This window comes from Asticcacaulis aquihabitans, from assembly GCF_032490435.1.
Taxonomy (GTDB): domain Bacteria; phylum Pseudomonadota; class Alphaproteobacteria; order Caulobacterales; family Caulobacteraceae; genus Asticcacaulis.
Genome location: NZ_JAVGWM010000002.1, coordinates 838,300 through 856,286 on the forward strand (window position 1 = coordinate 838,300; position 17,987 = coordinate 856,286).

Sequence of the window (17,987 nt, forward strand, 5' to 3'; positions counted from 1 at the left end):
CGTCGGGTGAGTCACCTCCTCTGAGTTGGCCGTAGGTATGGTTTTGAACCGCCCCGGATTTGCCGGAGGCCGGTTTATAAAAGTTATGCTGCCATCTCTTCGGTGTCGAGAGTGGCATAATACATTTGTTCAGCCTCAGCCGTGGGTATGTTGCCTATAGGCTCAAGCAGCCTTCGGTTATTGAACCAGCGACCCACTCGAGGGTGGCAAACTCGACAGCTTCAAATTTACGCCACGGGCCTGCCAGCCGCTCTTTTGGGGGCAAAGGTTGATCCGTCGGCGGCATTCGGTCCTACGCTCAAAGTCGATCTACCGACGCAACTGGCGCAATTAGGCGTCAAGCTGGACCAAATCAAATATCTTGGCCTAAGCCACAACCACTTTGACCACACTGGGCAAGCTTTGAGCTTCCCCAAAGCGACCCTGTTGATGGAGGCTGCGGATTTTGCGGCTTTGAAAAGCGATCCACTGCCTTTCGCAGTTTCGGCCACTACGCTCCAGCCTTGGGTGGATGGTACGGCAAAGGCCGAGACAGTGCGCGGGGACCACGATGTGTTTGGCGACGCAAGCGTGGTCATGTTGGCGACGCCGGGGCACACTGAGGGTGAGGCGGCTCTTCTCGTCCGGCTGCCGAAGACAGGCGCCGTGCTCTTGTCGGGTGATGTTGTCCACTTCTCAGAGCAATGGGCCAAGCGCGGCGTACCGACTTTTAATAAAAGCCGAGCCGACACCTCGGCTTCCATGGACCGCTTGCAAGCCATGGCCAAGGAACTCAAGGCAATCCTAATCATCCAACATGAGCCGGCGGACATCGCGAAACTGCCAAGCTTCCCTGCTAGCGCGCAATAGGTCAAAAGCAGTATGGCGAAGCCCGCGAACTTCGCCATACTACAATAGAGTTAGCGCAAAAGATTGTATTTATTGTATATATTGAGATTATGTGATTAGGGAACTCGACTATATATTGTCATTTACAAGAAGACATTCGCACATTTCACCTGCATTTATGGCTGCCCCGTTCGCTAACCGCCGAATGATTCCATCCGTGATAGCAAAATCCCTCATATTTCCGCTGTCCTGGCAACTGAAGGGTAGAATGGTGAGGCCCCCTTTTGTGCCCGCTAAAACCAAAGCGCGAAGATAAGCTTCGCGCGGACCATTGGCGGGCAATCCAGCCGCACATGGCAGTAGGCGAAAAGGAGTGTTGCAGGCTTCCCCAAGAGCCTTCTTGATCAACGGCTTCAAAAACAAATGCGCACTAACAAGTGCCGATCCCGGATTACCGGGCAGACAAAGCACCGACTGACCATTGGGTAGGGTGCCGTAGGCTGTGGGTTTGCCTGGTTTCATGTTTATCGCCTGAAACCCCCACGCAATACACGCCCGCGTCAAAGCCGGGCGTACCAGATCATAGTCGCCGACGCTTGCGCCCCCGACAGTCACAATGATATCGGCCTCTTCAAGCGTCATATGCCTTGTGAGGTCAGTGAGGTTATCCTGGCTGATGCGTCCTGGGACGACCTCTCCACCCCATTGCTCAACTAACGCGGCTAGTGCGAACGAATTTGTCTCAAAGATCTGATCGTTCCGGGGTATGTCGCCCGGCCCGACAAGCTCGTCACCTGCGCAGACGATCACGACTCTGGGACGCTTGAATACCTTCACATGTGAAGCTCCACCCGCCGCGACAAGTGCCAGCTTCCAGCCGTCAAGGCGATCGCCCGACGTAAGCAGGATGTCACCCATGGCAAAATCAGAGGCGCATGGTCTGACATGCGGTTTGGAGCCCAAATCAGGCTTTTCTTTCAGGGTAATCGTAGTGCCATCTCGCCAAACATCTTCTTGAAGGATCACGCGATTGGTTCCGGCGGGGAGAGGGGCACCGGTAAAAATTCTGATCGCCTCGCCCTCGGAAACCAGTCCAGGAAAGGCGCGACCAGCGCTGCTTTCGCCAACGACCTTATAGGTTTTCGACACCTGCGTGGTAGCCGCAACGGCGTACCCGTCCATTGCAGACGCATCGAACGGCGGCTGATCGCGCCCGGCGACAACAGATTCGAAAAGAATGCGATTTTTTGCCTCGGCGAGTGGCACGGAAACCGGTTCGGACCGGGTGGGTGCGGCGCGAATAGCAGCCAAAGCTTCATCGACTGTGAGTTTTGTCATTCGACGTCCGCTGGAGTATTGATATTGGCGAAGGCGGCATCGTCTTCGACAGGCAATCTGAGCACCGTGCAATCGTCTAAAAAACGCATGACGGGGACACCCGAGTGGGCGGCCGAGAGCGTCGGAGCTAGCTTGGACAGTAAGCGGGTATGCCAGCGCGCGCAGAGCGGGTAGTCGCGCCTGCCTGAAAAGAACACCGCATCGAAATCTGCCGCCTTGTCCAACCTCTCGACTATGTCGCTCGGCAAATGAGGCATGTCGCATGGACTGGTAATGACGGTTTGCAGATGTTGGATGTCTGCCCAGCCGAGCGCTGTCAGAACGCCACTGAGCGGCCCACGGTTACGTGTCTCCGGTTTATCAAAGAGAAGCGGAAAGCCCAATTTCGCCAAGCGCTCTGAAAGCGGTGTATATTGCTCGCTGGCATTGATAAGCAATGCGTCAGCCTGCGGCCTAAGACGGTCAATTGTTGCCTCAATCAAGGTGCTGCCGGCCCAAGGATGCAGCGGTTTGTTGCCGCCCAGCCGAGATCCCCTTCCGCCTGCTAGAACAACAATGGTCGTCATGCGTAACGGACTGTTGAAACGGTCAGATCGATATCGCGGGCATAAGCAAAGGCGGCCCCAACGCCAAGGAGAACGGGCCCCGCAAATGCTGCGGCTTTCACAAGAAGGGCCAATTCGGCCAATCGGCCCGTCCGCAGCTGGGCTTGGGGGCGTCCAGCATTTTCGACAATGGCGACAGGGGTGTCGGCCGTGCGCCCGGCGTTCGTAAGCGTCTCGGCGATGTGCGCCACATTGTGTGAGGACATATAGAAGACGAGCGACGTCATGGGATCCGAAACGCCCTCCGCGCGCAGGTCGATGTCGCCATCCTTTGTCCGTCCGGTCAGAAAGGTCAGGGCCCGGGCTTCGCCGCGGTGTGTAAGGGGAAATTGGAATTGTGCAGCAGCGGCCGAGGCCGCAGTGACACCCGGCAGGGTCTTATGCCGGATACCGTGGGCCTCCAGGTATTGGCGTTCCTCCTCTACCCGTCCGAAGACCGACGGATCGCCGCCTTTGAGGCGAACCACATGCAGGCCGCGCTCAACGAGCTTAACCATCAAGGCATTGGTGTTGGACTGGCTGATGCTCAGGCGGTCACCCCGCTTGCCGACGCAAATCTTGACACAGCGAGCCGGCGCCAACGCCAGAATGTCTTCGCTGACCAACGCATCATACAGCAAGGCTTGTGCTGTTTGCAGCGCCTTAAGCGCACCTAACGTCATATGATCGACATCGCCCGGGCCGGCACCGACCAGGGTAACGAAACCCTTTGGGAAAAAGACGTTACGCAGCATGAGAAGACTCCTTTTTACTGGATGTGTGATGCAGCAGGCATTGCTTGAGCTCGCCCCTACACGAGCCGCATGCCGTGCCGGCTGTCGTGGCCTCGCCAATGGCCTCCACGGTGAGGGCGCCGTCGCCAATGGCAGCCAGAATTGTCTTTTCGCCCACGCTACGGCAGGCACAGATGATGCGGCCCGCATCCTGAACACCGGGCAGGCGGCCGATCAGCAATGCGGCCCGGTCCTTGGCATCAACGACCAAATCACCAAAACGTTCCAGCAGCCAGTCACGTGGTGGCAGGCGCTTATGGATCGGCGCGATAAAAATAACCCGCGTCAGGCGGCCATCCTCAATGCGCACGCGCCGTGTCAGGCCTGTTTTCAGATCATCGAGACTCTGGGTGACTTCGATCGTAGAGACATCGAACGTTGTGATCCCTGCGAGTTCGAAGCAATCGGCGTAGGCGTGGCTCGACCGGCGCCAGACGGCGTCGCCAAAGTCGGGCAGTTCGCCGTCGAAATCGCGTGGTGTCAGGATGAAGCCGTGCCACGTTTCTGCATAGGCGCGCACAGTGGCCGGGGTGTGCTTGAATTCCGGCTGACCCGAGATCGGATCGACGGCCGGATTGATCAAGGTGTTTGCCCGGCCAAATGGCGCGAACTGCTTGGTCCAGTGCATAGGCACGCTCAGACTGCCCTCGCGCACATCGTCGGTCACCCGCGCCTTAAGGATCGCTTCGCCATAGGCCGTGGTGATACAGGCCAGCCGTCCGTCCTTGATGCCGATGCGTTTGGCATCTTTCGGATGGATATCGACGAGCGGCTCAGCGATATGCCGGTTCAGTTCCGGCGCCAGGGCGGTCCGCGTCATCGTATGCCAGTGATCGCGGACGCGCGCGCTGTTCAGGCTAAACGGAAACGCCGGCGTGAGCGGGTTCGCCGGGCCGGTGGCTTTGGGGGCAATCAAGCGGGCCCGCCGGTTCGGCGTGGCAAACTGTCCATTGGCAAACAGGCGGTGGGTGCTGCCGGCCTTGGTGATCGGCCACCGCGTTGGGGCCAGGTTATTATAGGCGTCCCGGCTCATCCGGGTCAGACCGTCGAGGTTCAGGAAGCGGCCGCCCGTTTCAGGCTGTCCCGTGTTCTCAAAGGCCGTCAGACCGGCATGCTCCGCAAACACCTCATGCGGGCCCTTCCAGGAAAAAGCCGCGTCCCATGAACTGTTCATACGGCGCGCGACCTCGGCGATGATTACCCAATCGGGACGGACTTCGCCGGGTAAGGCGCTCACCCGCCGCTGCCGTGATATTACGCGTTCGGAATTGGTGACCGTGCCATCCTTCTCGCCCCAAGCGGCGGCCGGCAGCTGGATATGGGCCATGTCCAGCGTATCGGTGCGCGCGATGACGTCGGACACGACGACCAACTCGCACCGCGACAAAGCCTCGTGAATCTTGTTGGCGTCGGGCATGGAAACCATCGGATTGGTCGCCATGATCCAGATCGCCTTGATCTTGCCCGCGCGGATCGCCTCGAACATGTCAACGGCTTTAAGCCCTGGCTTGGGTGCGATGGTCGGTGAGTTCCAATAGCGCTGGACACGCGCCTTCGACACATCGTCGAAATCCATATGGGCGGCTAGCATATTGGCCAGGCCGCCGACTTCCCGCCCGCCCATTGCATTGGGCTGGCCGGTGATGGAAAAGGGGCAGGCGCCCGGCTTGCCAATCTTGCCGGACAAGAGGTGCGCGTTGATCAGGGCCAGTCCCTTATGAACCCCCTGGCTCGACTGGTTGGAGCCCATTGAGAAGAGGCTGACCGTCTTTTCGGTGTGCAGGAACGCATCGTAAAAGGTTTTCACGTCGGCGGGCGACAAGGCGCAATCGAGGGCGATGGCGTCCAGGCTTTGGTCCTCTTCGCTCAAGCTCGCCATCAACCGCGAAAACCCGTTGGTATGTTGATCGATGAAGTCGTGATCGACCGCGTTGCGGGCAATCAGGTGGGCGCATAACCCGTTCCATAAGCGAATATCGGTCTGAGGTTTGATCATCAGATGCAGGTCGGCCGCCTTGGCCGTATCCGTTCGCTTGGGGTCTATGCAGACCCGCATCTGACCTTCCCGGGCTTCAATACGGCGATAGAGGACCGGATGGGTCCAGGCGGCATTGTGACCGGAGAACACGAGGAGATCGGCCAGTTCAAGGTCTTCATAGGTGCCAGGCACGAGGTCGGCGCCGAAGGCGTGCTTATGCGCGGCCACTGCGGACGACATGCACAGGCGCGAATTGGTATCGATGTTTGCCGTGCCGATATAGCCCTTGGCGAGCTTGTTGACGGCGTAATAGTCCTCTGTCAGCAACTGGCCGGAAACGTAGAACGCGACCGCGTCAGGGCCGTGTTCACTGATGATCCGGTTGAAGCCGTGGGCAACCGTATCGAGGGCGTCGTCCCAGCAAATCGATTCCAGTTGCCCATTCGTTCGCCGCTTTGGGGTCAGCAGCCGTCCTTCCAGGCCGAACGTGTTGCCAAGGGCTGTGCCTTTTGAACACAAACGGCCGGCGTTGGCCGGATGCTGATCGTCGCCCTTTACTTTCAACGTCCGTTCGCCGTTCAGATTTGCCTTCACGCCGCAGCCCACCCCGCAATAAGGGCAGGTGGTACGCGTTGTGACAGTGGCGGCAGATTCGAACATCGAACTCAGATACCTTTTAAGCAGTCAGGCCAAGCAGTATGCGACCATTGTCGATTTTCAACGGAACGGTTGGCGTGCAGCCCTTGCCGGCATCGGCGCCGAGCGCTTCGCCGCTTTCCAGAGAAATCGACCAGTTGTGTAGGGGACAGGCGATCGCCCGGCCGTGAACAATACCTTCCGAGAGGGGGCCGCCCTTGTGCGGACACCTGTCGAAAACGGCGTAGTATTCGTCGGCCACCGTGCGAAAAACGGCAATCGGACCGAGCGTCGTCTCAACGCGCCGCGCGCTTTGTGTGGCAACTTCGATGGCGGCGCCGACATCGGTCCAGTTTATAGTCACGTTGGCATTCATCCGGCGGGCTCCGGCTGGATGGCGCCGTCCCGCAGGTCGGCAAGGGGAGAGAAGACCTTGGCGGGCTCGGATGCCGGTGCAATCTCAGCCCACGGATCGGTCTGATAAATGGCCTGACTGTCCAGGAAACGGGCGATCAGCGCCGCGCGCGCTTCCTGTTCCGCGAGGCGGTCCTTGACGAATTGCAGCCCGACCCGTTCGATCCATGGCGCGGTGCGCTCGAGATACCAGCCGTCTTCCCGGTAAAGCTGAACGAAGGCCGTCGACCATTCGATCGCTTCCGCCTCAGTCGCGACCTTGGTCAGCAGGTCGGTCACCCGGACATGGATGCCGGCATTGCCCCCGACATGGAGTTCGTAGCCGCTGTCCACGCAGACGACTCCGAAATCCTTGATGGTGGCTTCCGCGCAGTTCCGGGGGCAGCCCGAGACCGCCATCTTGAACTTGTGCGGCATGTAGCTGCCCCAGGTTGCGCGCTCGAGCTTGACCCCGAGCCCCGTCGAGTCCTGCGTGCCGAAGCGGCACCATTCCGAACCAACGCAGGTTTTCACCGTGCGCAGAGCCTTGGCATAGGCATGGCCAGAGACCATGCCGGCGGCATTGAGATCAGCCCAGACGGCGGGCAGGTCTTGCTTTTTAATGCCGAAAAGATCGAGGCGTTGACCGCCCGTTACCTTGACCATGGGTACGTCAAACTTGTCGACGACGTCTGCGATCGCGCGTAATTCCTTGGCCGAGGTCAGTCCGCCCCACATCCGAGGCACGACGGAGTAGGTGCCGTCCTTCTGAATGTTGGCGTGATTGCGTTCATTTACGAAGCGAGAGCGCGGATCGTCCTTGTATTCGCGCGGCCAGGCGCACAAAAGATAGTAGTTCAGCGCCGGGCGGCAGGATGAGCACCCGTCGGGTGTTGTCCACTTGAGCGCCTGCATCACGTCGGGCAGGCTTTGCAGGCGTTGATCAACAATCGCCTGCCGCACGTATTGGTGGCCATGCTCGGTGCACTTGCATACCGGCTTCGGACCCGTTTGGGCCTTGAAGCCGTCACCTAAAGTGACCTTCAGCAGGCTTTCGACAATGCCTGTACATGAGCCGCATGAGGCCGAAGCCTTGCAATGGCCGCGCACCTTGTCGAGTGTATCATTGCCCGCGGCGATGGACGCCACGACCTGTCCCTTGCTTACGCCGTTGCAGCCGCACACTTCGGTGTCGTCGGGCCATGCTGCAACGGCGTTAGAAGGGTCCTGGCCGGCCAGGGCGTTGGTCACTGCCTGCCCGAAGATCAGGGTGTCACGAATGTCGGCGACATTGTCGCCCTTCTTGATCATATCGAAGTACCAGCCTCCGTCGGCCGCTTCGCCGAAGAGTACGGTACCGACCAACTGGTCATCCTTGATGACAATGCGCTTATAGACGCCGCGGGAAGGGTCACGGAACACAATGTCTTCACACCCGTCGCCGCCGCCGAACTGTCCGGCCGAGAAGAGGTCTACGCCCGACACCTTAAGCCGTGTGGCCATTTGCGAGCCGGCGTAAGCGCTATTTACGTTTTTCTCGGTCAGAACGTCGGCGAGCGTTCGGCACATTTCCCAGATGGGCGCCACCAGACCGTAACATTGACCGCGATGCTGAGCGCATTCGCCGATGGCAAAGATCGACGGATCGGAGGTGCGCATTTGGTCGTCAACCACGATGCCGCGTTCAACCACCAGGCCGGAGGATTTCGCAGGCTCGACATGGGGGCGAATACCGACTGCCATGACCACCAACGATGCCGGGATGAGGCGGCCGTCCTTCAGCTTCAGGCCTTCGACGTGGGTTTCGCCGACAATGGCTTCCGAGCTGGCGTTGAGGACGGAGATGACTCCGCGGTCCAGCAAGGCTTTTTCAAGGAGGCGCCCGGCGGCTTCATCGAGCTGGCGTTCCATCAGGACATCAACGATGTGGATAACGGTCGATTTCATGCCACGCTTGGCCAGGCCGTAGGCGGCTTCGAGCCCCAGCAGACCGCCGCCGATAACCACCGCCTGGCCCCCACGGTCCGCCGCTTCGGTCATGGCGGCCACGTCGTGCAGATCGCGGAACGCGACAACCCCTTGCAGGTCAGATCCCGGCAAAGGCAATCGGATCGGGTCCGAGCCCATCGCGAGAATGAGCTTGTCGTAGGCAATGGTCTGGCCGTCGTGCAGAACAACCTGCTTGGCGGCGGTCTCAATTGACCGGACCCAACACCCGACATGGGTCTTTACGCCGTTGCTGTCGTACCAGTCCTGGGAGTGGGTGACGATCTGGTCGAAGGTCTTCTCGCCGGCGAGAACGGGCGACAGCTGAATGCGGTCATAGGTGGCGCATGCCTCTGCGCCGATAATCGAAATTTCGAACCGCGTATCATCGCGCTTGAGTATTTCTTCGACGATACGGCCGCCAGCCATGCCGGCGCCGATAACAACGATACGCTCTTTCTGTGTGGTCATTATGCGAACCTTTGAGCAAAAAAAAGAGCCCCGAACCACGCCCCCTTGGTGTTGGGGCTGGTTCGGGACTCCATTGTCCGGATGATGCACTGCCGAAACCGCCATTGGTTTCAGAAGCGCGAATGTGAGTGATCGACAGTGATCAGGTCTTTAAGGTTATGCCGTTTCCGGCGATTGTCAACACCGAATGTAAGGGCGTTTGGTATTGTGCAGCGCGTTAAAGTCGCACGTCAGCGGCACCGAACGCCGTCCAGGTGGTACGCCAGCGCTTCTTGACATAGGTTAGGCCGCCCAAGGCAATGAGAGCCAGCGCCGCAAAGCCGATCAAGCCAATCTGGTAGCTGCCGGTGATCTGTTTGGCCATGCCCAGGGAGGCGGCCAGATAGAAGCCGCCGATGCCGCCGCACATGCCGACCAGCCCGGTCATCACCCCCATCTCGTTGCGGAAACGTTGGGGAACGAGTTGGAAGATCGCGCCATTGCCCATGCCCATGGCACCCATGCCGACGATCAAGACGCCAAGGGCGGTCCAGGCCGTCGGCATGCCAAAACTCAGGACGATCAAGGCTGTCGCTGCCACACTATACATGACGCTGAGCGTACGGATACCACCAATACGGTCGGCGAGGGCGCCGCCTACGGGCCGCACGAGCGAACCCGCGAACACGCAGGCGGCGGTAAAGAAACCGGCATGAATTGGATCGATGCCATATTCCGAATTGAAATAGATGTTCAGAGACGATGACAGGCCGACGAACCCGCCAAAGGTGACGCCATAAAAGAACATGAACCACCAGGCGTCGGACTGCTTGAAGATGTTGAGATATTGCGTGCCGGTCTTGGCTGGCGGTTGGTCCGGCGAATCCTTGGCCAGTACCAGATAGATGAAGAAGGTGAGGATCAGCGGGATGGCGACAAGACCGAAAACCGAGGTCCAGCCGTAGGTTTTGGCGAGTGTCGGCGCGAACAGGGAGGCAAAGACGGTACCCGAATTACCCGCGCCGGCGATACCCAAGGCAATACCCTGATATTTGGGCGGATACCACCGCGAGGCCAAAGGCAGGGCCACAGCGAACGAGGCGCCTGCCATACCCAGGACGACACCCAGCGCCAGCACGCTGCCATAGGTGTTGATGTGCAGGAGGTAAGCGATAAGAAGGCCAGCAATGACGATCAACTGGCCGATAGTCCCCGTCTTTTTAGGGCCGATCCGATCGACCAGAAAGCCGTTGACGAGGCGCAAGACCGCTCCGGATAAGATGGGCACGGCGACCATGAAGCCTTTTTCAGCCGGAGTGAGGCCGAGGGTCTTGGCGATTTGGACGCCCAGGGCGCCCAGAAGTACCCAGACCATGAAGCTCATGTCGAAATAGAGAAATGAAGAGAAGAGGGTGGGGGTATGCCCCGACTTAAGAAAGTCCTTGCTGATCATGATGGCGTCCTGACTGGAGGCGAAAAAAAACGTCCCAGGTCATGGCCCATCGGCGCGTGCGCGCAGAAGCCTGTCCTGAGACGTCATTGTCTGTAAGAGGGCTTCCACAGCCGCCATTGGCGCGGAAGGAACCGGTAACGCAGTCTCCATTGACCGCAAATCCAGCCTTATTCAGAAGCACCGCTGCGTCAATGGCCATGGAATTTTGCTGCGCTGCAAAATTTGGAGTGAGGCGCAAATGTCACGAATGCGGTCTCTGATGGCGGTTTCAGACCTGTGGCGTCGATTTCGAAATCGGTGTTCATGTGGTCACATTTGAAATCACATATTCGTGATTCAGCCGCAATGGAAAACCCCACCGTCGAACAGGGCGTTTGCTGGCATGATAATATCCTGTGGCGCTGCCGGGAGCGACCAAGCCGTGGGCTTGCCCCCTTCGTCTTTTTCGTCCTTCAAGGGCCGGGATAGGCCGAGGCTGAGCGCTGCGTCCGCCCACAGATCCGGTCGGTAAACGGCGCGTGCCAAATGATCGAAGTCATGGTCCGCATCAATCATGCCCCATTTGACCATTTGCCCGAGGAACCATTTCGCATGGCTAATCCATGGGAAGGTCGCCGTCTGAGGATCGAAGCTTAGGCCGGCTCCGCCGCTGTCCAACGCCATTTCGATCGCGGGAATGGGCGCGTTGACGTAGAGCTTGCGCCCCAGGATGCGAACAAGGTCATCGCGGTGTGTTGCATCGAACGCCCATTGTCCGGCGCGCATCAGCGCCCGCGAAAGGCTGAGCACAGCCTGTGGATTGGACTCGGCCCAATCGGCACGTACGCCCAGGATTTTCTCAGGTTTCAGCGACCAATAATCGGGATCGGAGAATAGAATTTCCCCTTGGCCTTTGATGTGGGCGGTTTGTGGCCAGGGTGAACCGGAGCAAAAGCCATCGATGACGCCGTCCTCGACCATATCGGCCATGCGCGATGGCGGCAGGACGACCCACTGAATCTGGCGTTCCGGGTCGAGACCGGCAGAAGCGACCCAATGCCTTAGAACGAAATGGTGAGGTGACCAGGTAAAGGGAACGGCAAACACCAGACGCCCCAGACCCTCACGCCTGCGGCGCTCGACCTCTTTGGCCAGCATCCGCGCGCTACCCGTCAAGGTCTTGTAGCTTTGGTCGTTTGTTTCCAATCGCGCGCGCAATTCCGTTGAGACGAGGACGGAGTTGCCGTTGGCGCCCAACGCCATGGGCGCGATGATCCGCCCCATCGAAGGCCCTAAGCCAAGGGCGGCGGCGAACGGCATGGGGGCCAGAATATGGGCGGCGTCGATCAGTCCATAGGCCAGTTTATCGCGGATGTTCGACCAGTTGGCTTCACGCGTCAGGGTAACGCTCAGGCCTTCGGAGTCGTAAAACCCCAAGGCTTCCGCCAGAATAATCAAGGCGGCATCATTAAGAGGGCTATAGGCGATACGAATGGTCATTTACTGGCCCTCCGGATTGAGGAGGCCGGTAATGGCCAGGATGTCGGTGGCGATGGCATGGATCGGGCGGCCCGTATCCATAGCGTGTTTGCGCAGGGCTTTGTAGGCCTCGTCCTCCGACAGATTGCGGGATTTCATCAATACCCCCTTTGCGCGGTCGATGACCTTGCGCGCGGCTAGATCGGCCTTAGCCTTGTTCAGGTCAGCGCGCATGCTTTGCGTGAGTGCGAAGCGCTGTGCGGCTACGGTCAGGATGGAAGAGATACGGCGCGGATTGAAGCCATCGACAATGTAAGCGGCGACGCCAGCTTCGAGCGCTTTTGCGGTTGCATTGGCATCTGAACGGTCGACGAACATGATGACTGGGCGAGGTACCGCTTCGTTGGCAACCTGCAACGCCTCCAGCATATCCCGGTCAGGGCTTTCGCAGGCAATGATGACCATATCAGGGTCGAAATCCCGCAGCATCCGCAGTTCGAAATGTTCCCCTTGGCGAATCTGCGTTTCCTGATCGCCGTAATCCGCGCGAATGCCCTCGGCAACCAAGGCCGAGCGCGACGCATCCGGATCGATGATCAAGACGTTCATGGATGGATTGGATCCTGATAGCCAATAAAAAACCGCCGTTAGTCTTCTGAGAGTATCCGAAGACCAAGGCGGCGCTGCCTGCGTTGCAACATTCGCCATTGAAAGCGCAACCCCAGAAGAATGGATCAAATTATTAGTCGATGCAAGTGCTGCGCTGCAACAAGTGGCGTCGCGCCTGCACTTGGCGGAAGGCTATCGGTTTCGTGCCGTTGAGAAGATGGTGGCGCCGAGATGTCCACTTTCGCGGCAAACAAGCTAAATCTGGTTAGCGCGGCCAAGCTGGAAGCGCTGGGTGCGCTGCCGCGGACCGATCCGCGCAGTTTCGGCATCATGCGGCGCATCGACCGCAAATACGAAAACCAGGCGACCGATCCGGCGCCGAAAGACTGGTGGCAGCCGGCCCCGGAATATGCAACGCCTCAGGCCGAGGCGAATTATACTGCGGGCGAGGACTATTCCTACCTTCAGTTCGTCGGGTGAAAGGCGACGGTATGTATTCACGGGTCGATCTGCCGGCGCTGGGGACGCAATTCGACGTGCCGATCTTCCTGTTGCAAGGGGAGGCGGACTACCTGACCCTGCCCAAGATTTCGCGTGCTTACTTCGACACACTCCAAGCGCCGCAAAAGGCGTTCATTCTATTGCGGCGTACGGGGCATGATCCCAATCAGGTCATGCTGGATGCTCAGCTTGACGTACTGAACGAGAGGATACGGCCACTGGCTGAGTGATTTTTCGTCAATTCAGGTTGGCCAGCGCAGCCTTTGGGCATCGGGGCGCAAATGAGAAGCCGGTTGCTGCCCATTTGCAGACATCGCCGTTCGACCGCAGTTCGCCCTAAGGTGACATTGGCGCTCTCGCAATAAGAGTAAAAGGCGGACGTGGCAATTAGGCTGCGGATATGGCCCAAACCTGACACGAACCAGATGAAAATCGCGCACCGCTTCTACGATCAGACCGACCCTAGAAGCAATGCCGTTACAAGGCTCCTGCGCTGTTCAACTGACGCGCATAGATGCGGCCGTCCGACCCTTGGACCGCGCAGATGGCGGTTTCGTTGATCGCCACACAACTTGGTACGGTGTGCGCAATCATGTATCCGCCTTCTGACTTCCACGCGGACCAGGACTTGCCGTCAAAGGCTGTCTGATAGAGCTTTCCGTCGTTCCCGCGTGCAAGAACAACCCGCCGGCCGGCTTTCGTTCGGACCGTGGCCGTTTCCCCGCTTAAGCCGACTGAGAGGGGGGGGGACGTCGGCGTATTTGTATCTGTGTTAGGGTCGATATAAGCGGCAAAGAGGCGGACGCGCCCGTCATAGGTTGCGACAACGCATTTTGCCGTGTCTTGGGTGGTATCGAGGGCACAGCTCGGCACGGCCTTTTGTGCCGTCGTCAAGATGGCCCACGGCTGCTTAGCGACATCATAAAACCAGCCAGCTTCCGTAACGCCCTTCATGGTACTTGCCATCGCGGTGAGTCGGAAAGACCCTTTGAAGACCTTGCCATTGGCTCCACCCCATACGTACAGAGGCAGATCGAAGCTATGCAGGTCTGGCAAGCTTTTGGCGGTTTGTGTCGTTAGCACCACCCAGCTGTAACCGGTGAAGGCGGGGGCTGAACCCGCATCTTGCCCGCCCAAATCAGCGGGTTCCATAGTGGGGTAATAACCGTCTCCATCCCGTTGCAGCATAGCGGCAAGCGCATTGCCCGTTTGGCCGAGTCCCGCGCAAAGAATATAATAGTCGGGTCGACTGACGGGTTCGCGTGCTGGCATGCACGACGGTTGGCTCCAAAACGAGACATCGGGAGAGTTCTGCCACGTCGTAGACGGGATCGGCCCCGGGCTCAGGGGCGTGAACGCCGCTGTATAAAGTGTCTTGTCGCTTCCTGTGACGGCAATCTGGAAGGCGCCACCGGCCTCAAACAGGCTGGCGCCGCCGATGGTTGCGGTGTTGGTCAAGGCGGTCCACCCGTCCATGCTTGCAAATTTGATCAGGTTCAGTTCGGGTGCGGGCGGCGTGAAAGCCAGAATCGGCAATTGTTTACGCGGGCCTGGTTTGAACGTCTTTGCGGTCGCCGCTCGGGCGGTGACGCGCGGCGTGAGTTCTAACGCTCCGGCGGGCGTCGAGAAGGTGAGGGCGCAGTAAGCGGCGAGCGCCATATAGGTTGGCTTGAACATCTAAGTATCCCCGTAATAATTGGTCCGAAGGTTGGACCGCTGCGGACCCGCGAGAGCGTAATAAGGCCAAGGTAACCGGGCGAGCGACACCCGTCTTGGCAAAGGGCGCAAACCGTTTGCGCCATTTTCTACCTTTTGTTACGCTGCTCCCGTTTGGTGACTGTCGCGCCATCGGGGATCCGTCATGCTGCATAGACATATCTTACGCGCGTCAACACCTGCCGAGGCGGTGCAACTTTGCCAGATGAACAATAGTTGTTCGGTGCATTCCGATATGAGCTGTGTGGATGCGGATAACAGTTATGCGGGTTCCTGGAGCCTGACGCTTTGGGACGACCTGATTTTGTCGCGCACAGATCAAATTGGCCTGAATTACGAGCGGGCAAAAACCCATATATGCGGCGACCTTAACGATAGTGTATTTCTGCACTTCAATCTGGGCTCCGGCGGTATTGCCGGCCAGCAGCTTGGGCGTGACTATGTTCTGAGCCCCGGCGCAGGTGGGCTGTTTGTCCACAATGAGCCGGTGTCTGTCGGACTTTACAAGGGGGCCAGTCTGCTCGGCCTGGCCCTGCCACGTGCGGCGACACGACGCTGGAAGCTCGCGCCGGAAGACTTGGCGAGCCGCGACATTCCGGCCGACGGATTCGCGTTTGAGATGTTGCGCCAATACCTGGAACTTCTGACCCGCGCCGATGGCCTGACGCTGGAAGCGGCGGCTATCGCCAAAACGCACATGGCCGATTTGGCGGGAATTTGGCTGGGTGGACTGAAAGATGTCGAGGCCCCCGCGACACTTGCGCGTCAGCAAATGCGTGGGCTCGTCATTCGCGACTATGTTGGCCAGCATTTCAGGGATCCAAATCTGACACCTACCAGTGCGGCCCAAGCCCTTGGCATGTCGAGACGTCTGCTTCAGCACGTGCTGACAGAGGAGGGGCTATCGTTTACCCATCTGCTTACTGAGGCGCGTCTGAAACACGCGGCTTTTTTGTTGAAGAGCGCGGGTAAGCGGCAGACCACCTTGATCGATATCGCCTTTGCCTGCGGCTTCAACGACCTTTCCACCTTCTACAAGGGCTTCGGTAACAGATACGGTCAGTCGCCTGGAAAGTTTCGTCAACTAGCGCAATAATTGTGGACCTAGCTGGTTTGACCGCCTTGGTGGGGAATCTGTTCCCGAGTGTCGATGATCATGAGAAAATCTCGAATTTTTGGAATGCATTATCTGCTGAGCTTTATCCCGATCGGGAATGGGGGCGGGAAAGCATGAAAATGGTTGGCGCGGCGCTATTTTTGAAGGCTGTCCTGACAGGTAAAAGCGTCTGCTTTGTGGATAGGCAGATCAAGTGTTTAAAGTGTGCTATTTATCTGAACCAGCCGATCTGCACCTCTCTGCGCATGAACCTAGCGCAGTAGGTAGTTGCTGACGTCCGAATCCTGGGCGTAGAAACCCGAACCCACCAAATTTCCCATAACCTTTATTATGCGATAATTTCCTGTAGATAGGTGGGTTCTATTTTGAAGGCGACTTGTCTTAGTTTTCAATGCCCGACGGGTATCATGGGACAAGCGCTATGGGAACTTGCTACTCGCGCATAGACTTCAAGGAATGCGTAAAGCTGTTTGATCTGGCCAAGGCCGGGATTTTATCCATCGACGAAATCGCACGGATGCTAGGCCGTCATCGCTCGACGATCTACCGCGAGATCAGCCGAAACTACTATAATGACGTCTACGCCGAATTCCGTGGCTGGTTTCTCCGTCGACGGCCGATATGAAAGCGCGCAGACGCCGGCGGCGAACTGCCAGGTTGATCCGCCACAAGGCTTTGCGGGATTACGTGTTCAGCCGCCTCAGGCTTGGCTGGTCCCCTGAGCAGATTGCTGGCAGGCTGAAGCTGGAAATGCCATCGTTTCCCATAATCTGCTGCGAGGCTATTTATCGGTTCATTTACTCTCGTTCCGGCCAGAAACTTGGAGTCTACTAGGCTTTGTATTCCCATCCAAAGCGCCGACGCAAGTGTGGTGGCCGCAAGCCGCGTGTTTCGCATATACCATTGTATTGTAATATAAATCAGAGATCTGAAGATATCGCTAATCGCGAAGGTTTCGGACACTGGGAAGGTGATTTGATCATCTTCAAACGCTAACACGGCAAGCGAATCCGCTGACGTCATGACCAAGATCATCGAGCGCTTAGGTCCCCTTCCCGCCCGTGGCCGATAGGCCGTGACGTCCGACCGGGAAGCGAGTTCATGGCATGGCGAATGCTACACCAAAATACCGGCATGAAGAACTATTTCTGCGACACTGAAATGGTATCATCAACCCGGACATTGTCACACTTCAGGTAGAATCCGCAGGCCTGATCGAGTGACGCGGCTTGGCACCTATTTTGAAAGCAAGTTCGATCCGCTGTCATACGCTATCTGCGCTGTCTTTTCGATCCAACCCTGATAACCGCCAGGAATAAGCCTTTTGCAAAAAATAGACGCATGGCTTTGTTTGAGGGGATGTGAACTGATGGGGTGGTGCCGTGAGTACAAGCAATGGTTCGATTTGGCGATTGCGTGGCAATAAAGCCCATGTTACCTCCAAAGGCGAACGTGGACGGGGGCTAACATGAGTGAACTACCCATCGAAAGCAGCGTCGGTGAAACTCAGGCGACGCCGCGGAAAATCGGGCACCGCCTCTTCGATTTAATCCTGGCTTTAACAGCCATCTTCATATCGGCCATTTCACTCTATGTCGCCATAGAACATGGCAAAATCGAACGAGAATTGGTCTCCGGAAACACATGGCCTTTTGTTGGCGCAATCTATTCCAACGAATATGGTCCCAACAAGGACGTCGCATTTGGCGTCGTCAATGGCGGTGTTGGCCCTGCGAAATTGAAGTGGGTCGAAGTGTCGTACAAAGGCCAACCGATGCGCTCAAACCTCGATTTATTGCGCCAGTGCTGCGGCCTGCCTTCTGATCCGGAAGCCGCACACAAGGCCCTGCCACAAGGAGTCGTATTTTCCTATGTCGATGAGACTATCCTGCGTCCAGGTGACACGGTGATCATGTTGGGTGTGCATCGTCTCCCAGGGGCCCCGGAAATCAGTAATCGACTCAGTAAAGCTATATCGACCGACCTATCGTTCAAAACCTGCTATTGCTCCGTGCTTGACGAATGCTGGATCGGGGACATGAAGACAACCAAAACTGAAGAAGTGGAAGTCTGTCCCGTTTCAACGCATCCGTTTGACGTTAACGGCAGATAATCAATCAATTCTCCCCTACCGTTAGTGTCTCGC

The 17,987-nt window shown here is 57.9% G+C and carries 17 protein-coding genes and 1 pseudogene; 7 read left to right on the forward strand and 11 right to left on the reverse strand.

From position 1 onward, the window contains the following. Positions 1-83 precede the first annotated feature (83 nt). Positions 84-241: pseudogene (locus RCJ00_RS10230) on the reverse strand (IS3 family transposase); the annotation flags it as partial. 14 nt (positions 242-255) lie between these two features. Here RCJ00_RS10230 and RCJ00_RS10235 point away from each other — a divergent pair. Further along, positions 256-849 carry an N-acyl homoserine lactonase family protein gene (locus tag RCJ00_RS10235; protein ID WP_316221767.1) on the forward strand — a complete coding sequence of 198 codons (594 nt, stop codon included), beginning with the start codon at positions 256-258 and terminating at the stop codon, positions 847-849. 108 nt (positions 850-957) lie between these two features. Here the strand turns inward: RCJ00_RS10235 and RCJ00_RS10240 are convergent, their stop codons facing one another. The 9 genes from RCJ00_RS10240 to RCJ00_RS10280 form a co-directional block, all read right to left on the reverse strand. Then, positions 958-2,166 (reverse strand): molybdopterin molybdotransferase MoeA, encoded by a 1,209-nt coding sequence (locus RCJ00_RS10240; RefSeq protein ID WP_316221768.1) that lies wholly within the window; start codon positions 2,164-2,166, stop codon positions 958-960. Then, complete coding sequence (gene mobA, locus RCJ00_RS10245) at positions 2,163-2,732, reverse strand: molybdenum cofactor guanylyltransferase (protein ID WP_316221769.1); 570 nt, start codon at positions 2,730-2,732, stop codon at positions 2,163-2,165. Before mobA ends, RCJ00_RS10240 begins: the two co-directional genes overlap by 4 nt. Continuing rightward, the gene (gene cobA, locus RCJ00_RS10250; RefSeq protein WP_316221771.1) at positions 2,729-3,505 is read right to left on the reverse strand and encodes a uroporphyrinogen-III C-methyltransferase; all 777 of its coding nucleotides are present in this window, start codon (positions 3,503-3,505) and stop codon (positions 2,729-2,731) included. The genes mobA and cobA overlap by 4 nt, the downstream gene beginning before the upstream one ends. After that, on the reverse strand, positions 3,495-6,182 hold the full coding sequence (locus tag RCJ00_RS10255; protein ID WP_316221773.1) for a nitrate reductase: 2,688 nt from the start codon (positions 6,180-6,182) through the stop codon (positions 3,495-3,497). Before RCJ00_RS10255 ends, cobA begins: the two co-directional genes overlap by 11 nt. Positions 6,183-6,198: 16 nt before the next feature. Beyond that, positions 6,199-6,534 (reverse strand): nitrite reductase small subunit NirD, encoded by a 336-nt coding sequence (nirD, locus tag RCJ00_RS10260; protein ID WP_316221774.1) that lies wholly within the window; start codon positions 6,532-6,534, stop codon positions 6,199-6,201. Next, positions 6,531-9,008: a nitrite reductase large subunit NirB gene (gene nirB / locus RCJ00_RS10265; RefSeq protein ID WP_316221775.1), complete on the reverse strand. Its 2,478-nt coding sequence runs from the start codon at positions 9,006-9,008 to the stop codon at positions 6,531-6,533. The genes nirD and nirB overlap by 4 nt, the downstream gene beginning before the upstream one ends. Before the next feature lie 217 nt (positions 9,009-9,225). Beyond that, positions 9,226-10,440 (reverse strand): nitrate/nitrite transporter, encoded by a 1,215-nt coding sequence (locus RCJ00_RS10270; RefSeq protein ID WP_316221776.1) that lies wholly within the window; start codon positions 10,438-10,440, stop codon positions 9,226-9,228. A 336-nt stretch (positions 10,441-10,776) separates the two neighbouring features. Further along, positions 10,777-11,919, reverse strand: a complete 1,143-nt coding sequence (locus RCJ00_RS10275; protein ID WP_316221777.1) for an ABC transporter substrate-binding protein — start codon at positions 11,917-11,919, stop codon at positions 10,777-10,779. Beyond that, positions 11,920-12,507: an ANTAR domain-containing response regulator gene (locus RCJ00_RS10280; protein ID WP_316221779.1), complete on the reverse strand. Its 588-nt coding sequence runs from the start codon at positions 12,505-12,507 to the stop codon at positions 11,920-11,922. A 231-nt stretch (positions 12,508-12,738) separates the two neighbouring features. On the opposite strand from RCJ00_RS10280, the gene RCJ00_RS10285 reads away from it, so the two are divergent. Together RCJ00_RS10285 and RCJ00_RS10290 are read left to right on the forward strand one after the other, a co-directional pair. Continuing rightward, the gene (locus RCJ00_RS10285) at positions 12,739-12,987 is read left to right on the forward strand and encodes a hypothetical protein (RefSeq protein WP_316221780.1); all 249 of its coding nucleotides are present in this window, start codon (positions 12,739-12,741) and stop codon (positions 12,985-12,987) included. Positions 12,988-12,998: 11 nt separating this feature from the next. Continuing rightward, complete coding sequence (locus tag RCJ00_RS10290) at positions 12,999-13,238, forward strand: hypothetical protein (RefSeq protein WP_316221781.1); 240 nt, start codon at positions 12,999-13,001, stop codon at positions 13,236-13,238. Positions 13,239-13,485: 247 nt separating this feature from the next. On the opposite strand, the gene RCJ00_RS10295 is transcribed toward RCJ00_RS10290, so the two are convergent. Continuing rightward, positions 13,486-14,685, reverse strand: a complete 1,200-nt coding sequence (locus RCJ00_RS10295) for a PLL family lectin (protein WP_316221782.1) — start codon at positions 14,683-14,685, stop codon at positions 13,486-13,488. 184 nt (positions 14,686-14,869) lie between these two features. On the opposite strand from RCJ00_RS10295, the gene RCJ00_RS10300 reads away from it, so the two are divergent. From RCJ00_RS10300 to RCJ00_RS10315, 4 genes are all read left to right on the forward strand, one after another. Beyond that, on the forward strand, positions 14,870-15,820 hold the full coding sequence (locus tag RCJ00_RS10300; RefSeq protein ID WP_316221783.1) for an AraC family transcriptional regulator: 951 nt from the start codon (positions 14,870-14,872) through the stop codon (positions 15,818-15,820). A 17-nt stretch (positions 15,821-15,837) separates the two neighbouring features. Next, a complete protein-coding gene (locus RCJ00_RS10305; RefSeq protein WP_316221784.1) occupies positions 15,838-16,104 on the forward strand; it encodes a hypothetical protein in 267 nt (88 codons plus the stop codon). Between the two features lie 158 nt (positions 16,105-16,262). Continuing rightward, positions 16,263-16,466, forward strand: coding sequence for a helix-turn-helix domain-containing protein (locus RCJ00_RS10310; RefSeq protein WP_316221785.1), 204 nt, complete (start codon positions 16,263-16,265; stop codon positions 16,464-16,466). An 843-nt stretch (positions 16,467-17,309) separates the two neighbouring features. Continuing rightward, positions 17,310-17,954 (forward strand): hypothetical protein, encoded by a 645-nt coding sequence (locus RCJ00_RS10315; RefSeq protein ID WP_316221786.1) that lies wholly within the window; start codon positions 17,310-17,312, stop codon positions 17,952-17,954. Positions 17,955-17,987 lie beyond the last annotated feature (33 nt).